Origin of the sequence: Mesorhizobium sp. 113-3-3, from assembly GCF_016756495.1 — a bacterium.
Taxonomy (GTDB): domain Bacteria; phylum Pseudomonadota; class Alphaproteobacteria; order Rhizobiales; family Rhizobiaceae; genus Mesorhizobium.
Genome location: NZ_AP023243.1, coordinates 2,614,428 through 2,640,201 on the forward strand (window position 1 = coordinate 2,614,428; position 25,774 = coordinate 2,640,201).

18 protein-coding genes and 2 pseudogenes are annotated in these 25,774 nt (G+C 61.3%); 7 read left to right on the forward strand and 13 right to left on the reverse strand.

What is annotated here, in order from left to right; genetic code table 11:
• Nucleotides 1-227 precede the first annotated feature (227 nt).
• The 8 genes from JG746_RS12720 to JG746_RS12755 all read right to left on the reverse strand — a co-directional run bounded on the left by JG746_RS12720 (nt 228) and on the right by JG746_RS12755 (nt 10,018).
• The gene (locus JG746_RS12720; protein WP_202358444.1) at nt 228-902 is read right to left on the reverse strand and encodes a helix-turn-helix domain-containing protein; all 675 of its coding nucleotides are present in this window, start codon (nt 900-902) and stop codon (nt 228-230) included.
• Between the two features lie 794 nt (nt 903-1,696).
• Entirely contained in the window at nt 1,697-2,863 is a 1,167-nt protein-coding gene (locus JG746_RS12725) for a Gfo/Idh/MocA family protein (protein ID WP_244730764.1), read from the reverse strand.
• A gap of 70 nt (nt 2,864-2,933) precedes the next feature.
• Nucleotides 2,934-4,574 carry a GMC family oxidoreductase gene (locus tag JG746_RS12730; RefSeq protein WP_202358446.1) on the reverse strand — a complete coding sequence of 547 codons (1,641 nt, stop codon included), beginning with the start codon at nt 4,572-4,574 and terminating at the stop codon, nt 2,934-2,936.
• Nucleotides 4,564-5,223 carry a gluconate 2-dehydrogenase subunit 3 family protein gene (locus JG746_RS12735; protein WP_202358447.1) on the reverse strand — a complete coding sequence of 220 codons (660 nt, stop codon included), beginning with the start codon at nt 5,221-5,223 and terminating at the stop codon, nt 4,564-4,566. Before JG746_RS12735 ends, JG746_RS12730 begins: the two co-directional genes overlap by 11 nt.
• A gap of 103 nt (nt 5,224-5,326) precedes the next feature.
• Nucleotides 5,327-6,289: an ABC transporter permease gene (locus JG746_RS12740; protein ID WP_199201978.1), complete on the reverse strand. Its 963-nt coding sequence runs from the start codon at nt 6,287-6,289 to the stop codon at nt 5,327-5,329.
• Entirely contained in the window at nt 6,286-7,818 is a 1,533-nt protein-coding gene (locus JG746_RS12745) for a sugar ABC transporter ATP-binding protein (protein WP_244730765.1), read from the reverse strand. The genes JG746_RS12740 and JG746_RS12745 overlap by 4 nt, the downstream gene beginning before the upstream one ends.
• 162 nt (nt 7,819-7,980) lie before the next feature.
• On the reverse strand, nt 7,981-9,105 hold the full coding sequence (locus tag JG746_RS12750) for a substrate-binding domain-containing protein (RefSeq protein WP_096450523.1): 1,125 nt from the start codon (nt 9,103-9,105) through the stop codon (nt 7,981-7,983).
• A gap of 79 nt (nt 9,106-9,184) precedes the next feature.
• The gene (locus JG746_RS12755) at nt 9,185-10,018 is read right to left on the reverse strand and encodes a sugar phosphate isomerase/epimerase family protein (protein ID WP_202358449.1); all 834 of its coding nucleotides are present in this window, start codon (nt 10,016-10,018) and stop codon (nt 9,185-9,187) included.
• A 133-nt stretch (nt 10,019-10,151) separates the two neighbouring features.
• On the opposite strand from JG746_RS12755, the gene JG746_RS12760 reads away from it, so the two are divergent.
• Nucleotides 10,152-11,555, forward strand: coding sequence for an ROK family transcriptional regulator (locus tag JG746_RS12760; RefSeq protein WP_202358450.1), 1,404 nt, complete (start codon nt 10,152-10,154; stop codon nt 11,553-11,555).
• Nucleotides 11,556-11,853: 298 nt separating this feature from the next.
• Nucleotides 11,854-12,723: a substrate-binding domain-containing protein gene (locus JG746_RS12765; protein ID WP_202358451.1), complete on the forward strand. Its 870-nt coding sequence runs from the start codon at nt 11,854-11,856 to the stop codon at nt 12,721-12,723.
• An 866-nt stretch (nt 12,724-13,589) separates the two neighbouring features.
• On the opposite strand, the gene JG746_RS12770 is transcribed toward JG746_RS12765, so the two are convergent.
• Together JG746_RS12770 and JG746_RS12775 are read right to left on the reverse strand one after the other, a co-directional pair.
• A complete protein-coding gene (locus tag JG746_RS12770; RefSeq protein WP_202358452.1) occupies nt 13,590-13,979 on the reverse strand; it encodes a response regulator in 390 nt (129 codons plus the stop codon).
• Nucleotides 13,976-15,835, reverse strand: coding sequence for a PAS domain S-box protein (locus JG746_RS12775; RefSeq protein WP_202358453.1), 1,860 nt, complete (start codon nt 15,833-15,835; stop codon nt 13,976-13,978). The genes JG746_RS12770 and JG746_RS12775 overlap by 4 nt, the downstream gene beginning before the upstream one ends.
• A 577-nt stretch (nt 15,836-16,412) precedes the next feature.
• On the opposite strand from JG746_RS12775, the pseudogene JG746_RS12780 reads away from it, so the two are divergent.
• A pseudogene (locus JG746_RS12780) lies at nt 16,413-17,145 on the forward strand (aldehyde dehydrogenase family protein); the annotation flags it as partial.
• A 628-nt stretch (nt 17,146-17,773) separates the two neighbouring features.
• On the opposite strand, the pseudogene JG746_RS12785 reads toward JG746_RS12780, so the two are convergent.
• Nucleotides 17,774-18,472 (reverse strand): annotated as a pseudogene (locus JG746_RS12785) (amidohydrolase family protein); the annotation flags it as partial.
• A 266-nt stretch (nt 18,473-18,738) separates the two neighbouring features.
• Nucleotides 18,739-19,641, reverse strand: a complete 903-nt coding sequence (locus JG746_RS12790; protein ID WP_202358454.1) for a LysR family transcriptional regulator — start codon at nt 19,639-19,641, stop codon at nt 18,739-18,741.
• Nucleotides 19,642-19,750: 109 nt separating this feature from the next.
• Between JG746_RS12790 and hglS the strand changes: the two genes are divergently transcribed.
• The 4 genes from hglS to JG746_RS12810 are packed head-to-tail and all read left to right on the forward strand — an operon-like array spanning nt 19,751 to nt 25,378.
• Complete coding sequence (gene hglS, locus JG746_RS12795) at nt 19,751-21,151, forward strand: 2-oxoadipate dioxygenase/decarboxylase HglS (protein WP_202358455.1); 1,401 nt, start codon at nt 19,751-19,753, stop codon at nt 21,149-21,151.
• A gap of 9 nt (nt 21,152-21,160) precedes the next feature.
• Nucleotides 21,161-22,576 carry an FAD-binding oxidoreductase gene (locus JG746_RS12800; RefSeq protein ID WP_202358456.1) on the forward strand — a complete coding sequence of 472 codons (1,416 nt, stop codon included), beginning with the start codon at nt 21,161-21,163 and terminating at the stop codon, nt 22,574-22,576.
• Between the two features lie 22 nt (nt 22,577-22,598).
• The gene (gene amaB / locus JG746_RS12805; protein WP_202358457.1) at nt 22,599-24,134 is read left to right on the forward strand and encodes an L-piperidine-6-carboxylate dehydrogenase; all 1,536 of its coding nucleotides are present in this window, start codon (nt 22,599-22,601) and stop codon (nt 24,132-24,134) included.
• An 11-nt stretch (nt 24,135-24,145) separates the two neighbouring features.
• Nucleotides 24,146-25,378 carry a pyridoxal phosphate-dependent aminotransferase gene (locus JG746_RS12810; RefSeq protein ID WP_202358458.1) on the forward strand — a complete coding sequence of 411 codons (1,233 nt, stop codon included), beginning with the start codon at nt 24,146-24,148 and terminating at the stop codon, nt 25,376-25,378.
• A 31-nt stretch (nt 25,379-25,409) separates the two neighbouring features.
• Here the strand turns inward: JG746_RS12810 and JG746_RS12815 are convergent, their stop codons facing one another.
• Entirely contained in the window at nt 25,410-25,733 is a 324-nt protein-coding gene (locus JG746_RS12815) for a hypothetical protein (protein ID WP_202358459.1), read from the reverse strand.
• Nucleotides 25,734-25,774 lie beyond the last annotated feature (41 nt).

Consider the following 25,774-nt stretch of genomic DNA (forward strand, 5'->3'; position numbering starts at 1 on the left):
TGAGCCCGCGCGAGCGCGACGTTCGAACAGCCGCTTGCCACCGCCATCCCAAAACGGATCGCCTAAGACCTCGTATCAGCGTGCGTATGGTCGAAGTCCACCGCTCACATGATGCGCCGGCTGCGCGTGCGTAGTCTGGCCGCAGGCAGTGACCCTTCTGGTGCTGGCCCGGTTCCGAGGCGAAGAATAGCGTTAACATACCGTTTTATCGGCAGCAGAACAACTGATCACCGATCGACGCGCCGGGTCAGTCTCACCCGCCTCGGGCCTTGCAAGGAAATGGCACCACGCTGCTGTAGCTCCGTAAAAACACGACACACCGTTTCGACGGAGATTCCAAGCAGATCCGCCATGTCGTAGCGCGAGATCGGAAGCGCAACCCCTTCGTTCTGGGCCTTGGAAATCCGTTCGCAGAAATAGATGAGAAAGGCGCGCACCTTTTCCTTGGCGGTCATCGTGCCGACGATCAGCATCTGCTCCTGGAGCCTCTCGATTGCTTCGAAGCTGCGCATCCGAAGCTCACGCGCTAGAGCGGGATTCGCATCGGCAAGCGCCTCGAGACGCTGGCGCGGATAGCACTCTATTGATGTTCCGTCGATTACGGACTGGACCCCGAACCGATGACGGTTGTGGGGGGTGAAGCCGAAGAAGTCGCCCGGCAGGTGGATCTCGACGATTTGCCTGCGCCCGTTGGCGTGTATGATATATTTTCGGGCCGCTCCAGACACGATGCGGTACCAGGTGTCGCTCCTATCTTCCTGACTGTAGATTTCCTGCTCGCGCCCAAATCTCCGTACGCGGGCGATGGAAGGAAGCGCCTCCGGCTCGCCAGCGTCGCTCTGCTGCTGGTCCCGCCAAGCGAGTGACTGTCCAGTGTATTCCGAATTGTGGTGCTCAAGCATTACGCGAGTCCCTTTTTGCTTGGCCCTGCGACCCTCAAAGAAGCATCACGATCGGCAATAATCTTTACAAAGGAAATTCGGGGACTTCCCGTATCGTAATATCCCTTAATCCGAGGCGAGCGCCCCGCTGTCCTCCGGCACGAACGCCGGTCAAGGACTCCTCGCGATTGGTCCCTCAGATAACAACATGCTCCTTCGCGGCACATTTCGCGAAAGGGCAGTTTCGTCGGCAAGGCGACGTCGCAGCGCATTTTGAAACATCAGCGACCGTCGCCGGCTTGCTGGGCTCGGCATCGATTAGTATCAGGCTATCGATGGCAGGGCCCCGGAAGCGCAGTACCCCAGTCGAAGCACGTCCAATGGCAAGGAAGTCCGGCATGCCATCAGCGTCGCGTGGTCACCCTCGACCGCAAGATGATCGGCTTTGGCCATCTGTGGCGCGGTGCAGCGTAGGCCGGCACCGAGCTGGTGCTGAAGTGGGGCAAGGACGGCATGGCGATCGACGTTGCGGCCCAAGCAATTGCACTACCGTTCCTTTCGCTGGAACGCGCCGCCGCTTCTTGGCAGCCACAAACTGGCAGGCCCCCTACCTGACGATCGGTCCCAACGCTGCCGGTCCGCTTACGGCCCCGACGCCTCCAAACCGCAATGCGCCTCAAGTCGGTCATAGTCAGGACGATCTGCCCAATCCCGAACCGGACATAGTGATCTGGGCTTCTGAAGATTGAAAGCCGGTGGAGGCCAGTTCGTTCTTACAGCATGGCGCTGATTGACCGTGATGCGCAGGGCACTCATCACAATCTTGTCCAGACGCCTCCTGCAATCGACGAACGAATAGCGGCGTCGATGAAAGCCAGGCCCTTGACGCCATCGTCGACGGTTGGGAACAGCGTTTCGGGCGCAAGCGACCTGCCCGGGCGCATGGCGACGATCGCCTCGGCGACTTCACGATACAAGGTGGCGAAAGCTTCAAGGTAACCTTCAGGATGGCCAGCCGGAACGCGCGAGGCACGTCTGTTTGATTCATCTGCGCCGGCGCCGTTGCGGGTAATGATTTGCCGGTTCTGGTCGAGCGATGACCAGACCAGCTGGTTCGCGTCGCGCTGCGTCCATTCCAACGATCCCTTCGAGCCATAGACGCGAAGACTGACCTCATTCTCGTTGCCGATGGCGACCTGGCTGCACCAGAGACTGCCACGCGCGCCGTTTTCATAGCGCAGCATTATCTGGGCGTTGTCGTCAAGCCGCCGTCCCGCCACGAAGGTGGTAAGCTCGGCACATAATGCGTCAGGCTCGAGCCCGGTAACGAAACCTGCAAGATTGAAAGCATGGGTGCCAACGTCGCCAATTGAGCCGCCCGCGCCCGAGCGTGCTGGATCCGAGCGCCACTCGGCCTGCTTGTTGCCGCCGTCCTCGAGTTTCGTCGCCAGCCAGTCCTGCGCGTATTCGACCTGGACGATGCGGATCTCGCCCAGGTCGCCGTTGCGGACCATGGCACGGGCCTGCCGGAGCATCGGATAACCGGTATAGGTATGGGTCAGCGCCACGACCAGCCCAGAAACCCGCGCGGCCTCCCGTAGCGACAGTGCCTCGGCCAGCGTCGTCGTCAGCGGCTTGTCACAAATGACATGGATGCCGGCGTCCAGAAAGGCGCGGATGGCCGGCGCGTGCATGTGGTTCGGGGTGACAATGGAAACCGCTTCGATGCCGTCGGGGCGGACGGTTTCGCTGCGCGCCATGTCAGTGAAATCGGCATAGCTGCGGGCCGGGTCGAGGCCGAGTAGTGCTGCGGACCGCGCCGCCCGTGCCGGTTCAGAGGACAACGCGCCCGCGACCAGGTCGTAGCGGTCGTCGAGGCGGGCGGCGATGCGGTGCACCGCGCCGATGAAGGCTCCTTCTCCGCCGCCTACCATCCCTAGACGGATGCGGCCACGCCTTCGAGCGAAACGGTTGCCGCTCATGGCGCTCTCCATTGCTGCGGTCGATCGGGGACGTGGCTGGCGCCGGACCTTGGAGGCCTTCCGCCGGCCATCAAGCTGCCGCGCCCCGTTCGGCGATGATCTTGTCGGCGACGCGCCAGGCATTGGCCATGATGGTCAGCGTGGGGTTGGCGCCTGTGCCTGTCGGGAAAGGCGATCCGTCCACTGCGTAGAGGTTCTCGACTTCGTGCGCCCGGCACCATCTGTTGAGCACCGACGTTGCCCCGTCATCGCCCATACGTGCCGTGCCGTGCTGGTGCGAGCAATTGCCGGTGACGCGGTCGGCATAGACCTTGCGGATGGTCAAAGCGCCACTGGCCTCCAGAATGTCGGCACCGCGATCGATCAGGTAGCGTCCTTGGTCGAGATCGTTCTGGTGCGGCTTCAGTGTCACGCGCGCGACCGGCAGCCCCCAGGCGTCGACCACCGTTTCGTCGAGGTCTATGCGATTGTCGTGCTGGGGCATGTCATGCAGCACCATGGCAATCGCCAGCGAATGGCTGAAGTGGTCGCGGTCGTTCTTCTTGGCCTCAGCGCCCCAGGATGGCGTGCCCGGCATGCGCCAGTTGATCGGCAGCGGGATGCCGACGCCCGCCACCGCAATGTGCCCGCCGGAGACGAAGCCGCGCGATGCGTCGTGCTCGTAATGTTGAAAGGTCGAAGCGCTGACATAGCCGCCGCCGGCCCAGGCATAGACCGGATCATCATAGGTCCCGACCGCAGCCGAGTATTCGTGAAAGGTAACGTTGCGCCCGACCATGTCGCTGCCATTGGCAACGCCGGTCGGGAAGCGTCCGGACTTCGACAGCAGCATCAGGCGTGCGGTTTCCATTGCGCCGCAGGCAAGGATGAAGAGATCGGCCTCCTGCTCTATCGTGTCGCCATCGGCGTCCTGGTAGATCGCTGCCTTGATGTTGCCTTGGCTGTCCAGAGTGAGTTCGCGAACCACGCAGTCCGGCCGCAGCTCGAAATTGCCGGTTGCAACGGCGTCCGGAATGAAGACGTTGAGCGCCGACGAGCGCGTTCCGGTCGGGTCTCCGTGCTGCTGTGCAAAAGCGCTAACCACCGTCGCCTTGCGACCGTTGAAAGGGCGCGACAAGGCGGCCTGCGGCGTCGGGAAGGCGTTCCAGCCAAGCGCGTTGCAGCCCTTGATGAACTTCTGTGCATAGCGCGACATCGGCATTGGCGGACACGGATAGCCGCCCGAGCGGTGCGACTCGAATTTGTTGGCGCCGGGCTGGCCGGACACGCCAAATGCCCATTCAACTTTGAGATAGTAAGGCTCGAGCTCGCGGTAGGTGATCGGCCAGTCGGCAAGGCTGGTGCCCGGCAGGTCGCCGGCCACGGTGCGCAGGCGGAAATCGTTCTCGGTGAAGCGCGGCAACCAACCCTGCCAGTGGACGGTGCCGCCGCCAACCATCTGCGGCACCGGGCAGAACATTTCGGAACGCGCGTCGTCTGAGGCGGTCTCGCGCCACGTGCGCGGATTGAGGATCGGGTCCGGCCAAAGATTGTAGCGATTGATGTTGGCGAGTTCGTCACCGCCAAAGCTTTCCTTCTTCCGCCACGGCCCCTTTTCGAGGGCCACGACCTTGATACCGGCTTCGCAAAGCACCTTTGCTGCGGCGGCGCCGGACGCGCCGGCGCCAATGATCACGACGTCGGTTCTCGCGGGTTTAGTCTTATAGGCCATCGTGGAACTCCCTGACCTTATCGGCTTCGCCTTCGGCGAAATACTGCAGCGTGGTGTAGCGGCCCGTGTGGACATCTTTCAGCGAGGCGGGGCCAGGAAAGCCGATTACCTCCCAGCCGATCCGGTTCCTGTTGCCGCCATAGATGGGGTCGGCATAAAAACCCTGGCGCGTGTGGGTGACCAGCAGCGGCAGGAAATCGAGGTCGACCTCTGTCGAGGTCTGCTGCAGCGCGGGTTGGGGCGAAACCGGGCCAGCGAGCGCGTCGTTGACGGCGAGCGTCGTCGGCGCACCCGTGCCGGCCTGCTCCAGTTCGTGGAGGATATCGTCCTGCTGCTGTGCCGCCAGCGCGACGAAGTCGGCCGAGAATCTCTCGTGGGCACGGGCATCGAGGTCGAGCAGTCCGGCGACATAGCGTTCGCGCATGATTTCGATGCGCTGCATCCACGCCTTGGCCGATGCGCCTTCGAGAACTTCGAAGCCTGAGCCGTCGGGCTTGGCGAAGATGTAGCCGATACCGGAGAGATAGCGGTCAACGAAGTCCACGCAGCCGGCTTCGCGTGCGCCCGGCGTGTCGTCGGTTGGAATTATGCGGGCCATAGCGGCCTCCACCGTGGCGCGCTGATGCGGATTGAAGAAGGTGTCAGACATAGCATGTCCCTTGCTGCAATTATCTTTTCGGGCCGACACGTCCGGCCAGCGCGCCACAAGCTTGCTGCCTGGCAAAGCCCGCCTGCGTTCTTCCGCACTCAGCCTAACGCTTGCGCGTTTGGCTGATGGCGACTGCGATGATGATGATGGCGCCGCGGGCGATCAGCTGCTGGCTGAATTCCAGTCCCATCAGCACGAGGCCGTTGTTGATCAGGCCGATCATCAGCGCGCCCATGATAGAGCCGACCACCGTGCCGGCACCGCCGAACAGGCTGGTGCCGCCAAGCACGGCCGCGGCGATCACCGAAAGCTCGTCGCCTTCGCCGAACTGGAAGCGGCCGGAATGGAGACGGCCCGCATAGAGCATGCCGGCAAAGGCGGCCGCCACGGACGACAGCATCAACACGCGGAACTTGATAGAGGCGGTGTTGACCCCGGAGTAGCGTGCCGATGTCTCGTTGCCGCCGGTGGCCAGCACGCGCCGCCCGAACGTGGTGCGTCGAAGCACGATGTGGCCGGCGATGCCGATGATTGCCACCCAAATCAACAGGCTTGGTATCGGGCCGAGGTTACCGGCGCCGAAGATCGCCGCGTAGGGCTTGCTCAGTATGGGGATCGCCGCCGTGCCGCTGATCCACATGGCGACGCCGCGTGCGATGCCCATCATGGCCAGCGTGGTGAGGAACGAGGGAATTCCGATGCCGGTGGTCAGCCAGCCATTGACGGCGCCGACGACGACGCCGGTGCCCAGGCCGTAAAGGATGCCGCCGGGGATGCCGAACTGGTCGATGCCCATTGCAGTGGCGACGGAAGCGAGGCCTGCGACTGCCCCGACCGACAGGTCGATCTCGCCGGTGCTGAGCACAAAGGTCATCGTCACCGAGACCACGGCGATGATCGCGGTCTGACGGATAATGTTCAACAGGTTGTTGGGGTCGAGAAAGCCCCTGTCGCCCAGCGTAGCGGCAAAGACGAGGAAGATAACCACGAAGCCGATATAGATGATGTATTCACGCCAGTTGGCCAGTGCCGAGAATTTGCTCGCTGATGCGGCCGTGTCGGTCATTGGATAATTCCTCCGCGGGCTTCCTGCATGAATTTGTTGAGTTTCTGTTCGGCGTGCTGAAGACTGTCGATCGAGTCCACCTTGGCGGCGTCGTCGAGATCGTGACGGGCGATGTCGCGCACGATGCGGCCTTCCGACATCACCAGGATTCGATCGCAAGCGGCGAGCAGTTCCTGCAACTCCGACGACAGCACCAGGATTGCCTTGCCGGATTTGGCGAGGTTGCGGATCAGCGTCACGATCTCCGATTTCGAACCGATGTCGATGCCGGCGGTTGGTTCGTCGAGGATCAGCACCTCCGGTTCGGTCGCCAGCCATTTGGCGATGACGACCTTCTGCGCATTGCCGCCCGACAGCGTCCTGATGGTCGCTTTGCGCGAGTCGGTTTTGATGCGCAGGCGCTGGATCGAGCTTTCCGCCAGTGCCGCCGACTTGGCGCGATCGACCCATGTCTTCGTCGAAAGGCGATCAAGGTTGGGTAGGTCGATGTTGCTTTCCACCGAATGGAAGGCGACGAACCCCTGACGGGCGCGGTCTTCCGGCACCAGCGCAATGCCGGCGTCGATGGCATCTCGCGGCTTGGCGATCGAAACCGCCTTGCCTTTGATCCGGATCTCGCCACTAGTCATCGGCTGGACCCCGGCCAGCACGCGCGCCAGCGACGAGCGGCCACTGCCCAGCAGGCCAGCGACGCCGACCACTTCACCGCGGCGAAGCGTCAGATCGATACCGATCGGCTTGCCGGAGCCCGAAAGGCCGCGTGTTTCGAGCAGCACTTCGCCGATAGTCGCCGTCTCACGCACCACGTCGGAGAAGCCGCGAGAGCGTCGGCCGATGATATGGGCGATCATCGATTCCAGCGTGAATTCCGACATCGGCGCGGTGATGATGTGCTTGCCGTCGCGCAAGATGGTAGCGCGGTCGGCTATGCGGAAGATCTCGTCCATGCGGTGCGAGACATAAACGATGGCGACGCCCTGGCCGCGAAGCTGGCGCACATATTCGAACAGCCGCTCGACTTCGTTCTGCGACAGCGCAGTGGTTGGCTCGTCCAACACCAACACCTTGCACGGTTGCGAGGTCGCCTTGACGATCTCGGTAAGCTGTCGGTGTCCAGCCGGAATGTCGGAGACCTTGGCGTTGGGGTCGATCTCGACGCCCATGCGCGCGAAAAGCTTTCGCGATTCGGCCGCCGCGGTTCTGTCGTCGATGAGCCCGGAGTTGGTCCTGATCTCACGGTTGAGGAAGACATTCTGCGCCACCGTCAGCGTCGGAATCAGGCTCATTTCCTGGAACGCCATAGCGACACCGGCATTGCGCGCTGCCTCGGCGGTGAAGGTGGCTAGCGGCACGCCGCCGATCTCGACCGTGCCGGAGCTTGGCGGTTGCACGCCGCGCAGAATCTTCAGGATTGTCGACTTGCCGGCGCCGTTCTCACCGAGCAGTGCGTGCACTTCGCCCGGGCTAACGTCGAGATGAACGTCGTCAAGCGCCCGGACACCGCCGAAACGCATGCTGACATTTCGCATTCGGACGGCTTCGGCTGCGTTGGCAGTGTTCATGACAACACCTAGGGCAAAACAAAGGTTGCGTCGGGTGGGACGAATGGTTCGGCCTGCCGGACAGAAACGTTGCGCTTCTGCTCGAACTCGGCCGAACCCATCTCCACCGGGAGGACCTGTCTGCGAAGCCTACTGCATGCTTTGCTTGATCTTGTCGGTGACCGGCTTGTGGTAGACCTGCTGCCAGGCATCGGCGAGATTGGCCTTGGTTACCGGCAGTGCCGGCAGCGCGACATAGGCCGGCGCCTGCTTGCCAAGCAAACCGTAGCCGGCCAGCATTGCCTCGGTCACGCCCTGGTCGTAGGGCCGCTGCGCTGACAGGCCCTTAACCGGACCGCCGCTCGCCATGTTGATGGCGACGTTTTCGCCGAGGTCGCAATTGACAATTACCAGGTCGTCCCGGCCATTGGTGAGAGCGGCGGAGATGACGCCTTCTGCGGGCACATCCCACACTGCCCAGATACCCTTGATGCTGGGATTGGCGACGAGCAGGGCGCCTGCCGCCTTCTCGGCATCGCCTGAGAAGTCGGGACCGCCGATGCCTTGCTCGGCGACGACGTGGATGTCCGGATAGTTCTCGGCCAGCGTCTTCTTGACGGCGTCGTAGCGCTGCTTGGTGACGAAGAAATCGGCTGCATGGAAGATCAGTCCGACATCGCCCTTGCCGCCAAGAGCCTGTGCCAGCAGGTGCGCGGTGGCGACGCCGTTGCCGTAGTTGTCAGCCGAGACGGAGCTGACGTAGTCCTTGCCGGCTACGAAGCCTTTCGGCACGTTGTCCATGAAGACGAGCTTGGCGCCTGCGTCGGCCGCCGCTTTGTAGGCCGCTGCGGTCGCGACCGGGTCGGTCGGAATCGACACGATGATATTGGGCTTCTGGGCCATTACGGTCTCGAGGTCGGACACCTGCTTGTCGGGCTTGAAGCCCGCGTCGGTAACGGCGACGACTTCGATACCCATGGTAGCGAACTGCGCCTTTAGGCCTTCGATTTGCGCCTGCGACCAGTCGTTGCCGGCATAGTGCATGACAATGGCGGCCTTTGCGTGCATGTCCTTGATCTTGGCGAGTTCCTCATCGGTGAGCTTCACGCTCGAGGCGGCTTCCGGCTTCTCGCCGTTAGGTCCGAGGCTCATCACATGCTGGCCGATCTCAGTCAGCGCCTGGGCAGGATCGATGGCATAGGCGGCGTTCGAGGCGAGGCCCAGGCCGAGCGTCAGACAGATTGCCGTCGACCGAAGCAAGGTTTTCATGCGCATGGTGTTTTCTCCCTGATATTGTTTGGTTTTCGTTATTGCAGTTACAGACGCCTCCCGGCGGCAACGCCGGTCGGCAAATTCAGACTTTCGCCAGTTCCGCTTGCACAAAGGCGTGGCTTTCCCGCGCTCCGGCGGCAGGATCGGCCCAGGCGTCGAGTTCGTTGCAGATCCAACCCGTGTAACTGATGTCCTTCAGGGCCCGGATCACGGCGCCATTGTCGCAATCGCCCCGGCCGACCGGCACGAAGGCGAACGGGTCGCGCTGCCATCCCTTGAGGTGGACGTAGGAAATGCGTGACGCGTGCTCGCGCACCATAGCTGCCACGTCGCCTCCGGCAGCGGCCAGATGCGCGGTATCCGGACAGAACCCGATCGCGGTCTTGCCGAAGATCGTCCGAACCTCGTCCGGGTTCTCGACGATGGTGGAAAGGTGGGGGTGGTAGTGAGCTTTCAGGCCGTGCTGCGCAGCGATTGCCATCACCTTGTCGAGCGCCGATGCCAAAGCATCGTAGTCGCTTTGGCGCGTCCCGTCGTGGCGCCGCGCGCCGCCGCCAACAACCAAATGCTCGGCGCCGAGCGCCCGCGCTGCGTCCGCCGCCTTGGTGACGCGCGCCAGTTCTTCGTCAAGGATGTCCGTGAAGATGAAGTTGCCGCCGGCATAGATCGAGACAAGCGACAGGCCGGTGTCGGCGAGGATATTGCGCATGGCGGCGTAATCGTCGCCTTCGTTTTCGACGACATTGCCGTCGAAGAACTCAATACCATCATAGCCCGCTGCTGCAATATCGCGCGCGGCCTCTGCCATGTCCCCGAACGTCCGGTAGGCCAAACGGTTGATGGAGGTCACACCAACGGCGTCGCCCCCAAGCGGACCCCAGCAATTGGCGTGATAGGCCAGCTTCCAAGCAGTCATGGCGTCTCCTCCCGACACGGCCCAAATGCTTTTGTATTTGCAAACGTATCTTTAGTTGATAAAATGCAAAAGTCAATTAAGTTTTCTGTGTCAGCGACAAAATAGGCATTGCGTCTTCCGAAAACGCTCGTCCATGGTGGACAAGAAGGAGCAATCGGCCGTGGCAAGGACTGGTTTGGGAGGCACCGCAGTTGCGGATGCAGATCGATCCGGGGAGACTGGTTCTCCAGCGGCGGCCGACCGCGTGAGGGCCCTTGAAGCCGAACGCCAGAGTCTTGTTTCGCTTCTTAACATTCTGCGCTCCAGTGAACCTTGCACGCGTCTCGACCTCGAACGAGAGGCCCGGCTCGGCCGCGCCGTGGTCACGGACCGGCTGTCGACGCTTGCTGCCTTCGGCCTTGTTGACGAAGGCGGTGTCGGGCGCTCAATAGGCGGGCGCGCGCCGCGTCTGGTGCGGTTCCGATCGGAGGCCGCGCGCATTCTGGTCGCCAACATCGACGGCGACACCATCGGCCTTGGTCTCGCCGATCTGGACGGGCGGCTCATCCTTGAGCACTACGAGGATTTCGACGCCGCTTCCCCAGCGCAGGCACTGTTCGATCGGCTCGAGGCGCTGTTCAACTGGTCGCTCGGCAAGGATGGTGCTCCGCTGTGGGCGATTGGTCTGGGAGTGCCGGGCGCGGTAGAGCAGAAGGACTCGAACAGCCTCGCGATCCCTAAGCTTGGCGCTATGCCTGCGTGGGACGAGGCGAAGCTTCTGGAGCGTTTGATACAGAGGTTTCAAGCGCCAGTCTGGGTGCGGGGCGCCGTGCAGATGGAGACAATGGGGGAACTAAGCGCCCTGTCAGCGGAATCCGGGCGCGACATGCTCTATGTCGACCTTGGCTCGGATATAACCGCCGGCATCGTCGTCGACGGCCGCCTGCATCGTGGCGCGCAAGGCATAGCCGGACAGATAGGGCATGTTTACGCCGGCGAGCCGCACAAACGCATTTGCGGTTGCGGCAATGTTGGCTGCCTGCAAACCGTCGCCGGCTGCGATGCCATTGCTCAGGCCGGCCTGCTAGCGGCAGAACAGGGGCAAAGTCGCCTTCTCGGTGAAACGCTCGCCGCTACCGGGACGGTGACGGCTGCCGACATTGGCACAGCGGCGCGCCTTGGCGACCCGTTCTCGGCCGATCTGTTGGCGCAATCCGGACGGCTGATCGGCACCGTCCTGGCGACGCTGGCCAATATCCTCAACCCGTCGATGATCGTTCTTGGCGGCGAACTGTCCCAGACGGGAGACATCTGCCTGGCTGCGATCCGCGAGGGAATATACGGGCACGCGCAGCCTCTCATCAGCCGCGATATCCGTATTGTCCATTCGCGCATGGGGCGGTCGGCTGGACTTGTCGGCGCCGCAGCTGTCGCCGTGACTGAACTGTTCGCCCCCGCGTTCCTCGGTGAATGGATCGTATCGGGCACGCCGCTAGCCCACGCCGGAGTCACCAACTTGCTGGCTGCTGTCGAGAAGACGGCGACAACAGGCAGTTGAGCGTGCAGCCCACCCGACTGGCTGTCGCGCGGTCGCCGCGATCAGCCGCGGCGCTTGCAAACCCCAACCCCTGCGGTAGGTTGATTCAATACAGCTGCCCGCAGAGGTGGCGGGCGGGAGGAGCAACGGGATGCTGAGAACTGATGTGGCAATGCCACCCGGATGTGTGTTGCCGGTTTCGTCCATCGCGCGTCCGCTGGTGGCAGGCCTGGGGCCACATGGCGAACGGCCGGCATCTCCCGAATTGCTGCGCCTGTCTGCCGACATGCTGGAGCGCGCCAGGGAAAGAGCCTTCCGCGTGGCGATCGTGCTGCATACGACCGCTTCGGACTGGGCCCAGCGTCAGATCGCGGGCATCAAGGCAGGCTTGGAGCAGGCGGGCGCCATCGTCGTCGACATCGTCGATTGCGGCTACGACGCAGCCGCCCAGATCGCAGCGATCGAACGGCTGGTGCAATCGAAGCCCGATGCCGTGATCAGCATCCCCGTCGGAAGCACGGCCGTGGCCGCAGCTTTCCGCAAACTGGCGGCTGCCGGGATCAAGCTCGTCCTACTCGACAACGCGCCCTCCGGCCTGCTTCAGGAGACCGACTATGTAAGCGTCATATCGTCGGACAATTTCGGCCTCGGCCAGATCGCCGCCAGTCTGATTTCGCCACACATCCGGCGTAACGGCACAGTCTGCGTGGTCGCCTACAATGAAGACTTCTTCGCGACGGCGCAGCGCGAGATCGCTTTCGGCAAGTGGATGCGGCACGAGCGCCCGGACATCACGCTGACGCAGCTGAAATTCGAGGTGCCGGCAAATGCCGGAAGCGCAGTTGGCCCGTACCTCGATGCCAATCCCGATCTTGACGGAATGTTCGTCGTCTGGGACGAGCCAGCAGTTGCATCGCTACCGGCTTTTTCTGGCCGCTCCCGGATCCCGGTCATGACCACGGTTGATCTCGGTAGCGCGATCGCTGAGGCCCTTCTCGGAGGAAAGATCGTCAAGGGAGTTGCCGCGCAACGCCCTTTCGAACAGGGCGAGATCGCGGCCATGGCCGCGATTGTCGGGCTCAGCGGCAATGCTGTGCCGCCGTGGATTGTGCTGCCGGGGGTAGCCGTGACCTCTGGTAATGTCGCGGAAGTCTACAAGCATGTTGGCGGCGCTCCCAATTTCTATTGAGCCGACGTTACGAGAGGTTAAACGAACGCCTCATGCAACCCTGTCGATGGCCTGAAAGATCATATCGATGCAGGCGCGGTTGAATGGTTTTCGACGTCTGGCACTTCGTCGGGAGCAAATCCGACCTTGGGTGTCGAGAACAATTTCCGTCGGCACTGGATCCATTCCGGCCACCTACGACGGGCCGCTTGAACTCCAGCCTAGTGTACCCGTCAAGGCAAGTTGCTATGATCGCAAGTTCCCCGGTGACGGCGAGTTCCCGAACGCACCCATTGTTTCCGTACTGGCGCCCAATAATGGCCTGAACCAGATCAGGCACGAGGTCTTCTCGGCCATACTAGCGGATGAGTGCGGAACAGGTCAGCCGCATCAGTGCGGGCTACTCTGAGCGCGGCTGGCCCTAATATGCCCGCGATGGCATTGCCATGACCACTATCCGCGCCGATGCGCGATTGGGGTAGCTGCGCTTCTGTTGGCGGTGCCTGGCATCCGCTGTGCCGCTGTCGTAATTGCAAGGGAAGCGTGCATCAGGGCGGCGAGGTCTCGGTAGCAGCGCATGGTTCCAAAAACCCTTGTGAAACTTTTGCGGTCATTGAGTCGGATGAGATCGGATATTTGAGAAGGGCGCGGTCTGGATGGCGGCTTTCTAAGCGACCTAGCCAAAAGCCGTCCGTCTGAAGTCGGCCCCAAAGCTGCCCGTCAGGAAAGCGCCTTATGTAGGACGTTAAGTCCCATTTCGGCGTTGTCCAAAAGCGGACCTTACGAGTGCCTAGCGCCAGATTAAGATCTCGACTCATGTCGGCCATAGCCTACCGTTGCATCGCACACGAGCAGCTCCGGGTTCGACCGGATAGCAAATCCTCAAGTTACATGTTGAGGGGTTCTGTCCCGCCTGGCTCATCTGAGAGAGCGAGCCGCAACGAATGGTCTAACTTCTCCTTGGAATAAGGTTTGGCGATAATCGTCGATCCTCTCGCGAAGTCTGCCGCACCATTTCCGTATCCGGTGGCGCACACAATCGGAATGCCTCGCAACCGTAGTGCGTCCGCAACGCGGTCGCTCCGCTCCCCACGAATGTTCAAATCCAAGACAGCCGCGTCGATTTCGTGGGTTTCGATCATCGCAATCGCGCCGTCGATGGTAGTGGCGGGCCCGATAACAGTGACCCCAAGCTCAATCAAAAAATCCTCGGCCAGCATGGCAATGAGGGATTCGTCTTCTACTATCAGAACGCGTCGGCCTGACAGTGCTGTCATTGGGGAAGCCCCCCCTCTGCCAAGGGGGCATCGATAACGCAGACGAGGCCCTGAGGTTGGAAATCCATCGCGACCTCAGCCTCGAGATCTGCGGCCAAGCCGCGCTCAAGGAGGCGAGAGCCAAAGCCTCGCCGGGCCGGAGTTGAAACTATGGGGCCACCGAGTTCGCTCCAAACCAGCTTGAGCCTCGGCTTGGGTTTTTCGGTACGAAACCACTCCACGGAAATCTTTCCGGCCTCGTTTGAAAGGGCGCCGTACTTCACTGCGTTGGTCAGCAATTCATGGAAGGCAAGCGCTAGGGAAAGAGCTTGGTTGGGCTGCAATCGAATTGCAGGTCCAGTTGTCGAAACCCGGTTGGAAAACGCGCCGCGAATTTGAAGGCTGTCGCAAACAAGTTGGTTCAATAATGCATGTTCCCAACTGGTCTGCGTCAGGATGTTGTGTGCCGCCGAAAGGGCCATGAGGCGGCCTTCGAACGCGGCATGAGCATCAGTGGCCTCCGTTCCTCTGAATGTCTGATGAGCAATGCCCTGAACTACCGCCAGAGTGTTCTTCACACGATGGTTGAGCTCGGCCATCAGCAGTTCTCTTTGTGCCTCCGACCGTCGTCGCTCGCTGATATCCACCACAGAGGCGAGCGCCATCATTCCTTCGCTCGTCTGAATTGGGCTGAGCCCAATCTCAACCGGCACCTCTTTTCCATCTTTCCGTCGGGCATAGAGATCCCTGCCAGCACCCATTGGGCGCGCCTGCGGGAAACTCCCATACCCGCGGCGAAAAACCGGGTGCGAGCTACGATAGCGATCGGGGACCAGCATCTCGATACCTTGCCCGACCATCTCCTCCCGCCCATAGCCGAATAGAGCTTCTGCATGAAGATTGACGAGGACAATGCGCCCGTCCTCGTCTGTCATCACCATGCCACTTGGAGCCGCCTCTACAGCCGATCGAAACCGCTCCTCACTGTGGCGCATCGCGATCTCTGCCCGGTCACGTTCCGTGACGTCGACATTTACCCCGATCAACCCGCGAAATATCCCACTTGGGGAGAAGTGAGGACGAGCAGTTGTGAGGAGAACCCGGTACTCCCCCTTGCAATTTCTGTAGCGACCCTGAACTGATACGGCTGATTGTGTAGCCAATGCTTGCATCATTCGGGCACCAATATCGGCGGCATCATCAGGATGAATGGTTGGGTGCCAATTGAACGTCGGGACATCCTCGGTCTCGACGCCCCAGAACTCCCGAAGCATGATGTTCAGATTTGTGCATTTGCCCAAGGCGTCACAGGTCCAGATCATGACCGGAGCGTGTTCCGACATAAGACGAAACTGTTGCTCTGATCCTCGCAACTCATATTCGGCAACTCTTCGGGCCTGTTCTGCTCGCGTCCGCTCGAGATAAAAACCAATTTGTCTGGCAATTGTCGTAGCGAGATCGATCTCGTGGCTCGCAAAAGCATGCCTTTGTTCATAGTAAGTCATGAATTTCCCCACCACTTCACCCTGGACCGTCAAGGGAATGAACGCCAAGCCTACGATGCCTTCGCTGGCAATCGTCTCTTTGACGGCCTCAGGTTCATGCGTTTCAGCAATGTGTGAAACAAAAATAGCCTCGGGGTTGCGTTCGCCGACAACCCAGGGCGAGTGCCCTTCCAGCGCCTTTCTGTAACTCTCGGATAAGCCGCGCCAGGCTGCGAAGCGCATCACGCCTGCTTCATCGAAGAGCAACATGGAAGCGCGACGGCAGCCTAGACCGTCACGAATGGCATCGAGGCCGGCTTCAAAAGCTTCGTGGCTCGACTTTGCCCGGTATAGTCGATCCGTCAGCACGTAAAGTGCGCTGAGTTCGTCCAACCTCTCTGTGAGCTTCTCGCTGCCCCCGCTTAACTGCAACGCCGACCCTCCCTTTGGCGAATAGTTATTAGCAACGATGCATAGAACGCCAACGGATCATTTTCGTTCCGATCGCTTAACTCGGCAGTTCGTCGTAGGCGACTACCGAGTAGATTCCCAATCGCGCCTGCAGGCCGCAACGTCGATCTAGCCACGGCTGCCATCATTCTCTGGCATGCCAACCGGAGCGGCGGGTCCAGCAATTTCACAGAACATCCTCGACCGTCCTCTGGTGCCATATCGACCGGGAGCAACTTCAAAATTTCCGTTCTCTTCGAGATTTGTGGCATAGTAGGCGCATGCAGATCTCGGGCATTGGAAGGATCATCTTCTGGTCTGGCGGAAGTATTTGGATCGGGCAGGCAGTTGGCCCGATTGAGCGTCACGCCCACCATGCCATTCAGGTCAGCATGGGCCTGTTTGATCGCGTGCAGTTCCGAACGAGCGATGCGGCAGATTGGGTATCCTATGGCGCGGCTTACATTCCGTCCGACTTGCCCCACTTGTTCCAGGCACCTGGGAAGACAGTTGCCAATCTCTTTTGCGAGCCGCCGCGACGATCAAGCGGACACATCTGGAACTTGGAGGGAAGGCGCCGGTCATCGTTTACAACGATGCAGATCTCGAGGCCGTGGTGCAAAGCATACGTACTTTTGGCTTTTATAACGCGGGACAGGACTGCACGGCCCCGCGTCGCATCTATGTGCAGGACGGGGCGTATGAAAACTTCGTCACAGATTTAACTGCGGCGGTTTCTACCATCCGTTACAATCAGGCCGACGACACCAGCAACGGAGCGCCAACGGGACCGAGTCGCAAGTTTCGTTGAGCGTGCGGGCGAGCAAAAGCACATCGAGATCACCACCGGTGGTGCCCGCGGTGGGAAAGAGGGTTTTTTCTACCAGCCTACCGTCATTGCCGGTGCGACCCAGGAAGACGAGATTGTACGGCGCGAGGTCTTTGGGCCAGTCGTTTCAGGTACCCGTTTCACGGACGACGAACAGGCCGTGGATTGGGCCAACGACAGTCACTACGGACTGGCGTCCTCGGTTTGGACGAGGGACATCTCCAAAGCGATGAGTGCCGAGTCACGGCTTCAGTATGGCTGTACCTGGATCAACGCTCACTTCATGCTCGCGACAGAAATGCCCCACGGCGGTGTTAAGCAATCCGGATACGGCAAGGACATGTCGATTTATGCGCTGGAGGACTACACCTCAGTGCGTCATGAGATGATTAATGCCGCGCCGGGAACCGAGCGGGCGTCCTGAAGCAAGACAGGATCTGTTTTTCATCCGTTATGCTGCACGCCTGTGGCTAGGAATAGCAACTGGTCTATGCATTTGGGATTACGAGCGCTGGTTGTCGCGAACGTCGGCTATCGGGCAGCGAAAGGGGCTACTGAGAGGTGGCTTCTGGTCAGACCACGACGATGCCACACCAAACCTGAATGTCAGCTGTTGCATTTTCCCAGCCCGAAGCTGCCGGTCTACTCTCGGCCCAATTTCGGTCATTCACTACTAGGGAGTTCCTGGCGACCTGCGGCTACATCGGCGATATCTCGAGCCTGAATTACTCGCGGTCATCATCCTTAGGTTCGCCAGACCATACGAGAGAATACGAAGGAAACGGCCTGGCGAACCATCCGCTAACGTATTGATTTTCTGTAAAAAACGCTGACCCTCCGGGCCCACCATAACCATTGATTTTGTTGGTAAAAACGTGGGTTTGCCCACAGGTCGCGCGAACTGCCTGAATGCGACCAAAGGCGCCTCCCTTATTCGTTCCGGGGGTCCTTTCTCACGGTACGATCCGCAACTTCGCCCGCCGCCTCATCTGATCGCGCTTTTCCTCACGCTCGTTGATCGCTCTCGCGATATCGACAGCGATCTGCGCGGTCTATCGGACGCTGCCACCCTTCGACCGCTCAAGCGGCTCCAGCTCATCGCCAACTTGTCCACGGTCGAATGAACATCTTCCTTCCGAGCGCTCGAACACCACTTCGCCGCCTCGAATGGTCAGAATGCAATGTGTGTCGTTGAGAATGTCCTCGGCTTTTGCCGTAAGCATGTTGCGCGAAAAAACAGCGATGTCGTCAACCTGGCCCGGTATGAGCCTGCCCTTGACCTTCTCAAGCTTCTGCGAAAACGCGCCATATTCAGTATAGACCTGAAGCTCCTCTTCAATGCTGACGCGCTCGCGCGCATCCATCACCGTTCCTTTGCCGGTTTTGCGTGTCAGCATGGAATAGATGTTCGGATAGGGATTGGGATGACAATCCGGTGAATCGCTGCCGGTGGCCGGTTTGAACCCGAGATCCTTCCAGGTCTTAAGCGGATAGCTTGAAAGTGCCCGTTCGCCGCCAAGAACGGATATGTAGGCGTCGCCGAAGTCATGGATGAACACCTGCTGTGGGCATGGATAGAGCCCGGCCCTTTTCATCCGCTCATGCTGTTCGGGTGTGGAAAAGCCGCAGTGTTCGATGCGGTGTCTCCGATCCTGATCGGGATGCACCGCCAGCGCCTTCTCATAGGCCGTGATGAGCTGCCCGATCGCGGCGTCGCCAATCGCATAATCGCTCGCCGGCAGCCCCCATGCCAAATTGGTTTTCCGTCCAGTTGAGGGCCTCGGCGTCAAACTGCAGACGTCGATAGCAACGGCGGGAGAGCCGACCCGTCCGTCCGTCGTCCGGTTCCTGGCGACCGCAGTTTCCTGTTTGAACGGTGAGGCCGGTCGGAAAGAGGCGTCCCTGCCGATCGCATTGCTGTAGCGAGCACAAAGAGGACTGCACTCATGATCGCCGCGGCGATGGCGCAGGAGCAGGGCTCGCGAAGAAGCCACGCAATTTTGCGCCCCGCCAGGCTTCAGCTGCTTGTTACGATCTGGCTCATCAGCCACGCGACAAAATGCTGGCTCGTCGCCGAGGGCGTCTTCGCTTCCGGCAGCACGACGTAGTAACTGTTCTCCGTTTCCATGGGCAGGTCGAGAACGACCTGCAACTCGCCGGATTGCAGTTCCTGCTCGATCAGGTAGCGAGGAAGTAGTGCATAGCCCATCCCCGCGACCGCGGCTTCGATGATCATTGAAAACTGGTCGAAGCGGTGCCCCCTGTAAACGGACTCGCCGGACAGTCCGGACCATTCCAGCCATTGCGACCAAAGCCGCGGACGCGTCGCCAGATGAAGCAGCGGTTGGTGGAGCAGATCGGCCGGCGTCAACCTGGCCCCGGACTCCAGGAGCGCGCCACCGGCCACCGGCAGGATCGATTCACTGCAGAGATAGGTGCAGGTCGCTCGCGCCCAGACCGGCTGCCCGTAGTGGATCGCCATTTCGAAGCTCTCGTCCTCGAAGTCGAATGGCGCCGATCGCGAGCCGACATCGAGGATCACGCCGGGGTGCTGGCGCAAGAAATCAGGCAACCGAGGACTGAGCCAGCGACTGCCGAATGTTGGCAGGGTGGCTATGCTCAGGCTCGATTTTGCATCGGCTGACGACATCGCCCGCAGCATTGTCTCTTCGGATTGCTGCAGAAGTCTTCTTGCTTCCGGCAGAAAGCGCCTGCCATCTTCTGAAAGCACCACGCGCTGGCGGATGCGCTCGAATAGCAGCGTGCCGAGATGGTTCTCCAACTCCTTGACCTGACGGCTGACCGCACTCTGGGTCAGGTTGAGCTCCCGGCCGGCGCGCGTGAAGCTTGCATGTCTTGCCGCGCATTCGAACGCCTGTATCGCGATAAGGTCGGGTATCAGCTTTCTGCTCAAGATCATGCGTACCTCGCATCAACTTAGTCGAAATCATCGTGATCTTAGTCCTGAGAAATCCGGTATCACTATTTTCAGGAATGATCTCCACTTTTTTGGAAAGCGAGACCGCACCGTGCAAAACGCTGTTTTCGTTTCATCCGACGACCTTCGTTCCACCTTCTCGGCGGCCATGTCGGCCATGTATCGGGACGAGGTTCCAGCCTACGGCACGCTGATGGAGCTGGTCGCCGAGGTGAATGCCGAAGTGCTGGGTGCCATGCCGGCGCTGCGCCGGCGGCTGGAGGAGACGGATTCGCTTGAGCGCATTTCGCAGGAGCGGCATGGCGCGATCCGGTTGGGGACACCGGCTGAACTTTCCATGATGCGGCGCGTCTTCGCGGTGATGGGCATGCATCCAGTCGGCTACTACGACCTCAGCGTTGCCGGCGTGCCTGTCCATGCGACGGCTTTTCGCCCGGTGGGCGCCTATCCGCTCAGCCGCAATCCGTTCCGCGTCTTCACCTCCTTGCTCAGGATCGACTTGATTGGCGACAGCGTTTTGCGGGCTGAAGCGGAAGCTATCTTGGCCGCCCGCAAGATTTTTACCGATGGCGCCGTGGAACTGATCGAAAAGGCCGAAAGGCAAGGCGGCTTGCTTCGGCAGGATGCCGGGCGGTTTATAGCCGAAGTACTTGAGACGTTCCGCTGGCACGATCAGGCCTGTGTCAGCATCGGCATGTATGAGAGGCTGCATCGACAGCATCGGCTGGTTGCCGATGTGGTTTCCTTCAAAGGCCCCCACATCAACCATCTGACACCACGCACGCTCGACATTGACGCGGTGCAGGCCGGCATGCCGGGGCGCGGCATCGAGCCCAAGGCGGTCGTCGAAGGTCCTCCCACGCGCCAATGCCCTATCCTGCTTCGGCAGACATCGTTCAAGGCGCTGGACGAACCGGTCTCGTTCAAATCCGATACCGGCGCCTGGACCGCTGGCTCGCACACGGCCCGCTTCGGCGAGATCGAACAGCGCGGCATTGCGCTGACGCCGAAGGGCAGGGCGCTCTACGACCGCCTTTTGGAGACGACGCGCGAGGTTGTCAGGCCAGCAGCCGACGGATCGAATGCCGCTGCCTATGTCGAGGCGTTGACGCAGACGTTCCAGCGGTTTCCCGACACATGGGATGGCATTCGCGCCGCTGGCCTTGGCTACTTCAGCTATTCATTGACAGAGCGAGGGCGCGAAGCCGGCGGGGTCGGTGAAAAGGACGTCGCTCAGCTGGTGGCGGAAGGTTTTGTCGATTTCGACCCGATCGTCTACGAGGATTTTCTTCCCGTCAGCGCAGCTGGCATCTTCCAGTCCAACCTGGGCGACGAGGCGACCGATGACTTCGTCGCCAGCCCCAATCAACGTCGCTTCGAAGCTGCTCTCGGCGCCGCCGTGCTCGACGAATTCGAGCATTACGCCGCTATCGAGCAAGCGTCGATCGAGCATTGCCGGCATTTGTTGCGCAACCTCCAGGCAGCGGAGTAGGCGGTCGGCATGATCGGCGGGCGGCACAAGGGGGCGTTGGTCGAAATCCTCGGCGACAAAGGTGTTGTCGAGGATTCGGCCGGCATGGCCGGCTATGAGAGCGGTGCCCGGTATGACCAGGGCCGTGCAGCGCTCGTGTTGCGTCCGCAAACCACGGCCGAGGTGTCGGCTTGCGTTGGCTACTGCGTTCGAGAGGGCATTCCCTTCGTTCCGCAGTCAGGCAATACCGGCCTGGTCTCCGGCTCGACGCCGGACGCCGGCGGCGCGCAAATCGTGCTCAGTCTCGATCGGATGACGCGACTTTTCGAATTGGACGCCGACAACCGCTCGCTGCATGTCGATGCCGGCATGAGGCTGTCGGACATCAATGGGCGACTTGCCCGCAGTGGGCTGTTCTTTCCGATCGACCTTGGCGCCGATCCGTGCATCGGCGGCATGCTGGCCACCAACACCGGCGGCTCGCGCTTCCTCCGCTACGGCGATGTGCGCAAGAACACGCTTGGCTTGAAGGTGGTCCTGGCGGATGAGGCAGGCACGATCGTCGATCTGATGTCGGGGCTGCGCAAGAACAACACCGGCGTCGACTGGAAACAGCTTTTCGTCGGAACCTCCGGCGCTTTCGGCATTGTCACCGAATGCGCGCTCAACCTGGAGCGCCTGCCACGGCAGGTCTCGACCGCCTACCTGGTGCCGCGAGCCGGCGCCGCCGTCATGCCGCTGCTGCGCATGATGGAGGAACGGCTCGGTTCCTATCTGTCGGCATTCGAAGGCATGTCGAGGAATGCGATCGGCGCCGCGCTCGACCATGTGCCGTCGCTGCGCAATCCGTTCCAGAACGGCGCTGTCCCCGACTATGTTATCCTCGCCGAAATCTCACGAAGCTGGGCGCCGCGCGCGGACGAGCAGCCGCTGGATGGCGTCCTCGAAACGGTGCTGGCCGACATCTGGGAAGAGGACGGCGCACCGCTGGCCGACGCCTTTGTCGGCCCAGCTCACGAAATGTGGGCGCTGCGCCACGCTCTGTCGGAGGGCGTCACGCACGCGGGCCGGCTGGTGGCTTTCGACCTGTCGTTTCGCAGGGCCGACGTGATGGCGTTCCGCGACTGGATGAGGGTTGAATTGCCTCGGCAATTTTCCGGCGTTGATATTTTCGACTTCGGCCATATCGGCGATGGCGGTGTGCATTTCAATCTGGTGGCGGGCAAGACCAGCCCGGCCGATGCCGTTTTCGAGCAGCGGCTGCGCGACTGGGTCTATTCGGCGGCTGTCGACCGGTTCGGCGGCAGCTTCAGCGCCGAACACGGCATTGGCCGCAAGAACCAGGCCTATTACGATCGCTACACCCAGCAAAAGAACAAGGACCTTGCCGCTGGCCTGAAGCGACTGACGTCGCCAGGCAATCTCGGCTCGGTGTCTTTTGGATAATCAGGAAACAGGAGCTCCTCATATGAATATTGCAGTTAAGTCGTTGGATGTGGCCAAGGAAACGACCGAGCTTCTGGCGAAACTGGGTGTGGCCAAGGACACGCTTGTCGGCGGCGACCTGATCGTGCGCAGCCCGGTGACCGGTGAGCAGATCGCGGCGCTGAAGACCATTTCGCCCGCCGATGCGGCCAAGACCATCGATGCCGCGCACAAGGCGTTCCAGTCCTGGCGGCTGGTGCCCGGCCCGAAGCGCGGCGAACTGGTGCGGCTGCTCGGCGAGGAATTGCGTGCGCACAAGGCCGAGCTTGGCCGGCTGGTTTCGATCGAGGTCGGCAAGATCCCGTCCGAGGGGCTCGGCGAAGTGCAGGAGATGATCGACATCTGCGATTTCGCTGTCGGTCTGTCCCGGCAATTGTACGGCTTGACCATCGCCACCGAGCGTCCTGGCCATCGCATGATGGAAACCTGGCATCCGCTGGGCGTGGTCGGCGTCATTTCCGCCTTCAACTTCCCGGTCGCGGTGTGGTCGTGGAATGCGGCTCTCGCTCTGGTCTGCGGTGACGCGGTGGTGTGGAAGCCGTCGGAAAAGACGCCGCTGACGGCGCTTGCCTGCGAGGCGATCTTCAAGCGCGCGGTCAAGCGTTTCGGCACTGATGCGCCGCAGGGACTGGCGCCGGTGCTGATCGGCGACCGCGCCGTCGGCGAGATCCTGGTCGACCATCCCAAGGTGCCGCTGGTTTCGGCCACCGGCTCGACCCGCATGGGCCGCGACGTCGGCCCGCGCCTGGCCAAGCGCTTTGCGCGTGCCGTGCTGGAGCTCGGCGGCAACAATGCCGGCATCGTCTGCCCGACCGCCGATCTCGACATGGCGCTGCGCGCCATCGCTTTCGGCGCCATGGGCACGGCCGGCCAGCGCTGCACGACGCTGCGGCGCCTGTTCGTGCATGAGAGCGTCTACGATGCCCTCGTGCCGCGCCTGAAGAAGGCCTATCAGAGCGTCTCGGTCGGCAATCCGCTGGAGACCTCTTCGCTGGTCGGGCCGCTGATCGACAAGGCGGCCTTCGACGCCATGCAGAAGGCGTTGAAGGAAGCCGCCGCCCATGGCGGCAAGGTGACCGGCGGTACGCGCGTCGAGAACGGCCACCCGGATGCCTATTATGTGCATCCGGCTCTGGTCGAGATGCAAAGCCAAGTCTCGCCGGTGACGGAAGAGACCTTCGCGCCGATCCTCTATGTGATGAAATATTCGGATTTCGACGCCGTGCTCGACGAGCACAATGCCGTCGGCGCCGGCCTGTCGTCGTCGATCTTCACCCGCGACCTGCAGGAATCCGAGCGTTTCCTTGGGGTCGACGGTTCGGATTGCGGCATCGCCAACGTCAATATCGGCACGTCGGGCGCGGAGATCGGCGGTGCCTTCGGCGGCGAAAAGGAAACCGGCGGTGGGCGCGAGAGCGGCTCCGATGCGTGGAAGGCCTATATGCGGCGCGCCACCAACACGGTGAACTATTCCAAGGCGCTGCCGCTCGCCCAGGGCGTCTCCTTCGACATCGACTGAGGAACAGACCCATGACCATCAGCACAAGGATCGATGAGACAGGCTTCGTCCCGGCATCGCGCATATCGGCCATCGGGGTTTCGCAGATCCTGATGATTGGCGCCCGTGCCCAGGCGAAGAAACACGCCGGCGCGCCGGTCATCATTCTAGGGGCAGGCGAACCGGATTTCGACACGCCCGACAATGTGAAGCACGCCGCTTGTCGCGCCATCGAGCGAGGTGACACAAAGTACACAGCACTTGATGGCACACCCGAACTCAAAGGGGCGATCCAGCAAAAATTCCAGCGCGAGAATGGCATCGACTATGCCGTCGACGAAATCACGGTGGCGACTGGCGCCAAGCAGATACTGTTCAATGCCATGATGGCGACGCTGGATGTGGCTGACGAGGTAATCATTCCGACGCCGGCATGGACGTCCTATCTGGACATCGTCGCTATCGCCGGAGGTAAATCGATCTGCATTCCCTGCAGCGCTGAAGCCGGCTTCAGGCTGACGGCCGGCCAGTTGGAGGCAGCGATCACACCAAGAACGAAATGGCTGATCCTGAACTCACCGTCCAACCCGTCCGGTGCCGCCTATAGCGAAGCCGACTATCGGCCGCTGATCGAAGTCCTCCTGAGGCATCCGCATGTCCGCTTGCTGGTCGACGACATGTACGAGCACATCGTCTACGACGATTTCCGTTTCGTCACGCCGGTCGCGCTGGAGCCATGCCTGAAGGGGCGGACGCTCACGGTCAACGGCGTTTCGAAGGCCTACGCCATGACCGGATGGCGCATCGGTTACGCTGGCGGATCGCGCGAGTTGATCAAGGCGATGGCGGTAGTGCAGAGCCAGTCCACGTCTTGCCCGTCGTCAGTCAGCCAGGCGGCGGCCGTCGAAGCGCTGTCTGGCCCGCAGGATTTTCTCAAGCCTCGAGCGGAAAGCTTTCAAAAGCGGCGCGACCTTGTCGTCTCGGGACTGAATGCTATTGACGGTATCGACTGCCGCCTGCCCGAAGGCGCCTTCTACGCCTTTGCCAGTTGCGCCGGCCTGATCGGCAAGCGGACACTTGCGGGCAAGCGGATCGATACCGACACCGATTTCTGCGACTATTTGCTCGAAGACGCTCATGTCGCGGTGGTGCCGGGTGCGGCGTTCGGCCTGTCGCCGTTCTTTCGTGTTTCCTACGCGACTGCCGAGTCCGAGTTGAACGAGGCCATTCAGCGCATGTTCAGCGCTTGTGCAAGACTTGTCTAGCTGGGCGCAGCCATAGAACCTTGTCGCCTGTCTAGTCGATGCTGAACGCACCGGCGCTAGGGCCCTCGGTCCAGCAAACACGGCTGGGTCGGCGTGGCCGGTTCCAATCCCTGTTTCGGGCACGTTTGGCCTGCGCCTCCAGACCGAGAATGAGGGTCTCGATCAGGAAGTTGTATCCGTCCTCGAGAGGGGCGGCATTGCCGCTCTTCCAGCGCATCAAGAACGACCGGTTGTACATTTGTGGCAGGTGTCGCGTGACCAGCGGAAACTGCGCTGGGTCAAGTGCGTCAAGACCCGCGTTGAAGGTTTCGACCCATTCCGAGCCATCGGTGGCGCCGTCCGCCGCCAATTCCATGGTGATGTAGCCTTCGAGGACCCCGACGACAGAATTGAATG

Excerpts from the sequence above, each read along its gene's own strand:
- JG746_RS12745 (WP_244730765.1), bottom strand. The coding sequence starts at position 7,818 with ATGCGAAATGTCAGCATGCGTTTCGGCGGTGTCCGGGCGCTTGACGAC.
- amaB (WP_202358457.1), top strand. The coding sequence starts at position 22,599 with ATGAATATTGCAGTTAAGTCGTTGGATGTGGCCAAGGAAACGACCGAG.
- JG746_RS12810 (WP_202358458.1), top strand. The coding sequence starts at position 24,146 with ATGACCATCAGCACAAGGATCGATGAGACAGGCTTCGTCCCGGCATCG.
- JG746_RS12760 (WP_202358450.1), top strand. The coding sequence starts at position 10,152 with ATGGTGGACAAGAAGGAGCAATCGGCCGTGGCAAGGACTGGTTTGGGA.
- JG746_RS12790 (WP_202358454.1), bottom strand. The coding sequence starts at position 19,641 with ATGATCTTGAGCAGAAAGCTGATACCCGACCTTATCGCGATACAGGCG.
- JG746_RS12735 (WP_202358447.1), bottom strand. The coding sequence starts at position 5,223 with ATGTCTGACACCTTCTTCAATCCGCATCAGCGCGCCACGGTGGAGGCC.
- JG746_RS12740 (WP_199201978.1), bottom strand. The coding sequence starts at position 6,289 with ATGACCGACACGGCCGCATCAGCGAGCAAATTCTCGGCACTGGCCAAC.
- JG746_RS12770 (WP_202358452.1), bottom strand. The coding sequence starts at position 13,979 with ATGACAGCACTGTCAGGCCGACGCGTTCTGATAGTAGAAGACGAATCC.
- JG746_RS12755 (WP_202358449.1), bottom strand. The coding sequence starts at position 10,018 with ATGACTGCTTGGAAGCTGGCCTATCACGCCAATTGCTGGGGTCCGCTT.
- JG746_RS12725 (WP_244730764.1), bottom strand. The coding sequence starts at position 2,863 with ATGAGCGGCAACCGTTTCGCTCGAAGGCGTGGCCGCATCCGTCTAGGG.
- JG746_RS12720 (WP_202358444.1), bottom strand. The coding sequence starts at position 902 with ATGCTTGAGCACCACAATTCGGAATACACTGGACAGTCACTCGCTTGG.
- JG746_RS12800 (WP_202358456.1), top strand. The coding sequence starts at position 21,161 with ATGATCGGCGGGCGGCACAAGGGGGCGTTGGTCGAAATCCTCGGCGAC.
- JG746_RS12730 (WP_202358446.1), bottom strand. The coding sequence starts at position 4,574 with ATGGCCTATAAGACTAAACCCGCGAGAACCGACGTCGTGATCATTGGC.
- JG746_RS12750 (WP_096450523.1), bottom strand. The coding sequence starts at position 9,105 with ATGCGCATGAAAACCTTGCTTCGGTCGACGGCAATCTGTCTGACGCTC.
- JG746_RS12815 (WP_202358459.1), bottom strand. The coding sequence starts at position 25,733 with ATGGAATTGGCGGCGGACGGCGCCACCGATGGCTCGGAATGGGTCGAA.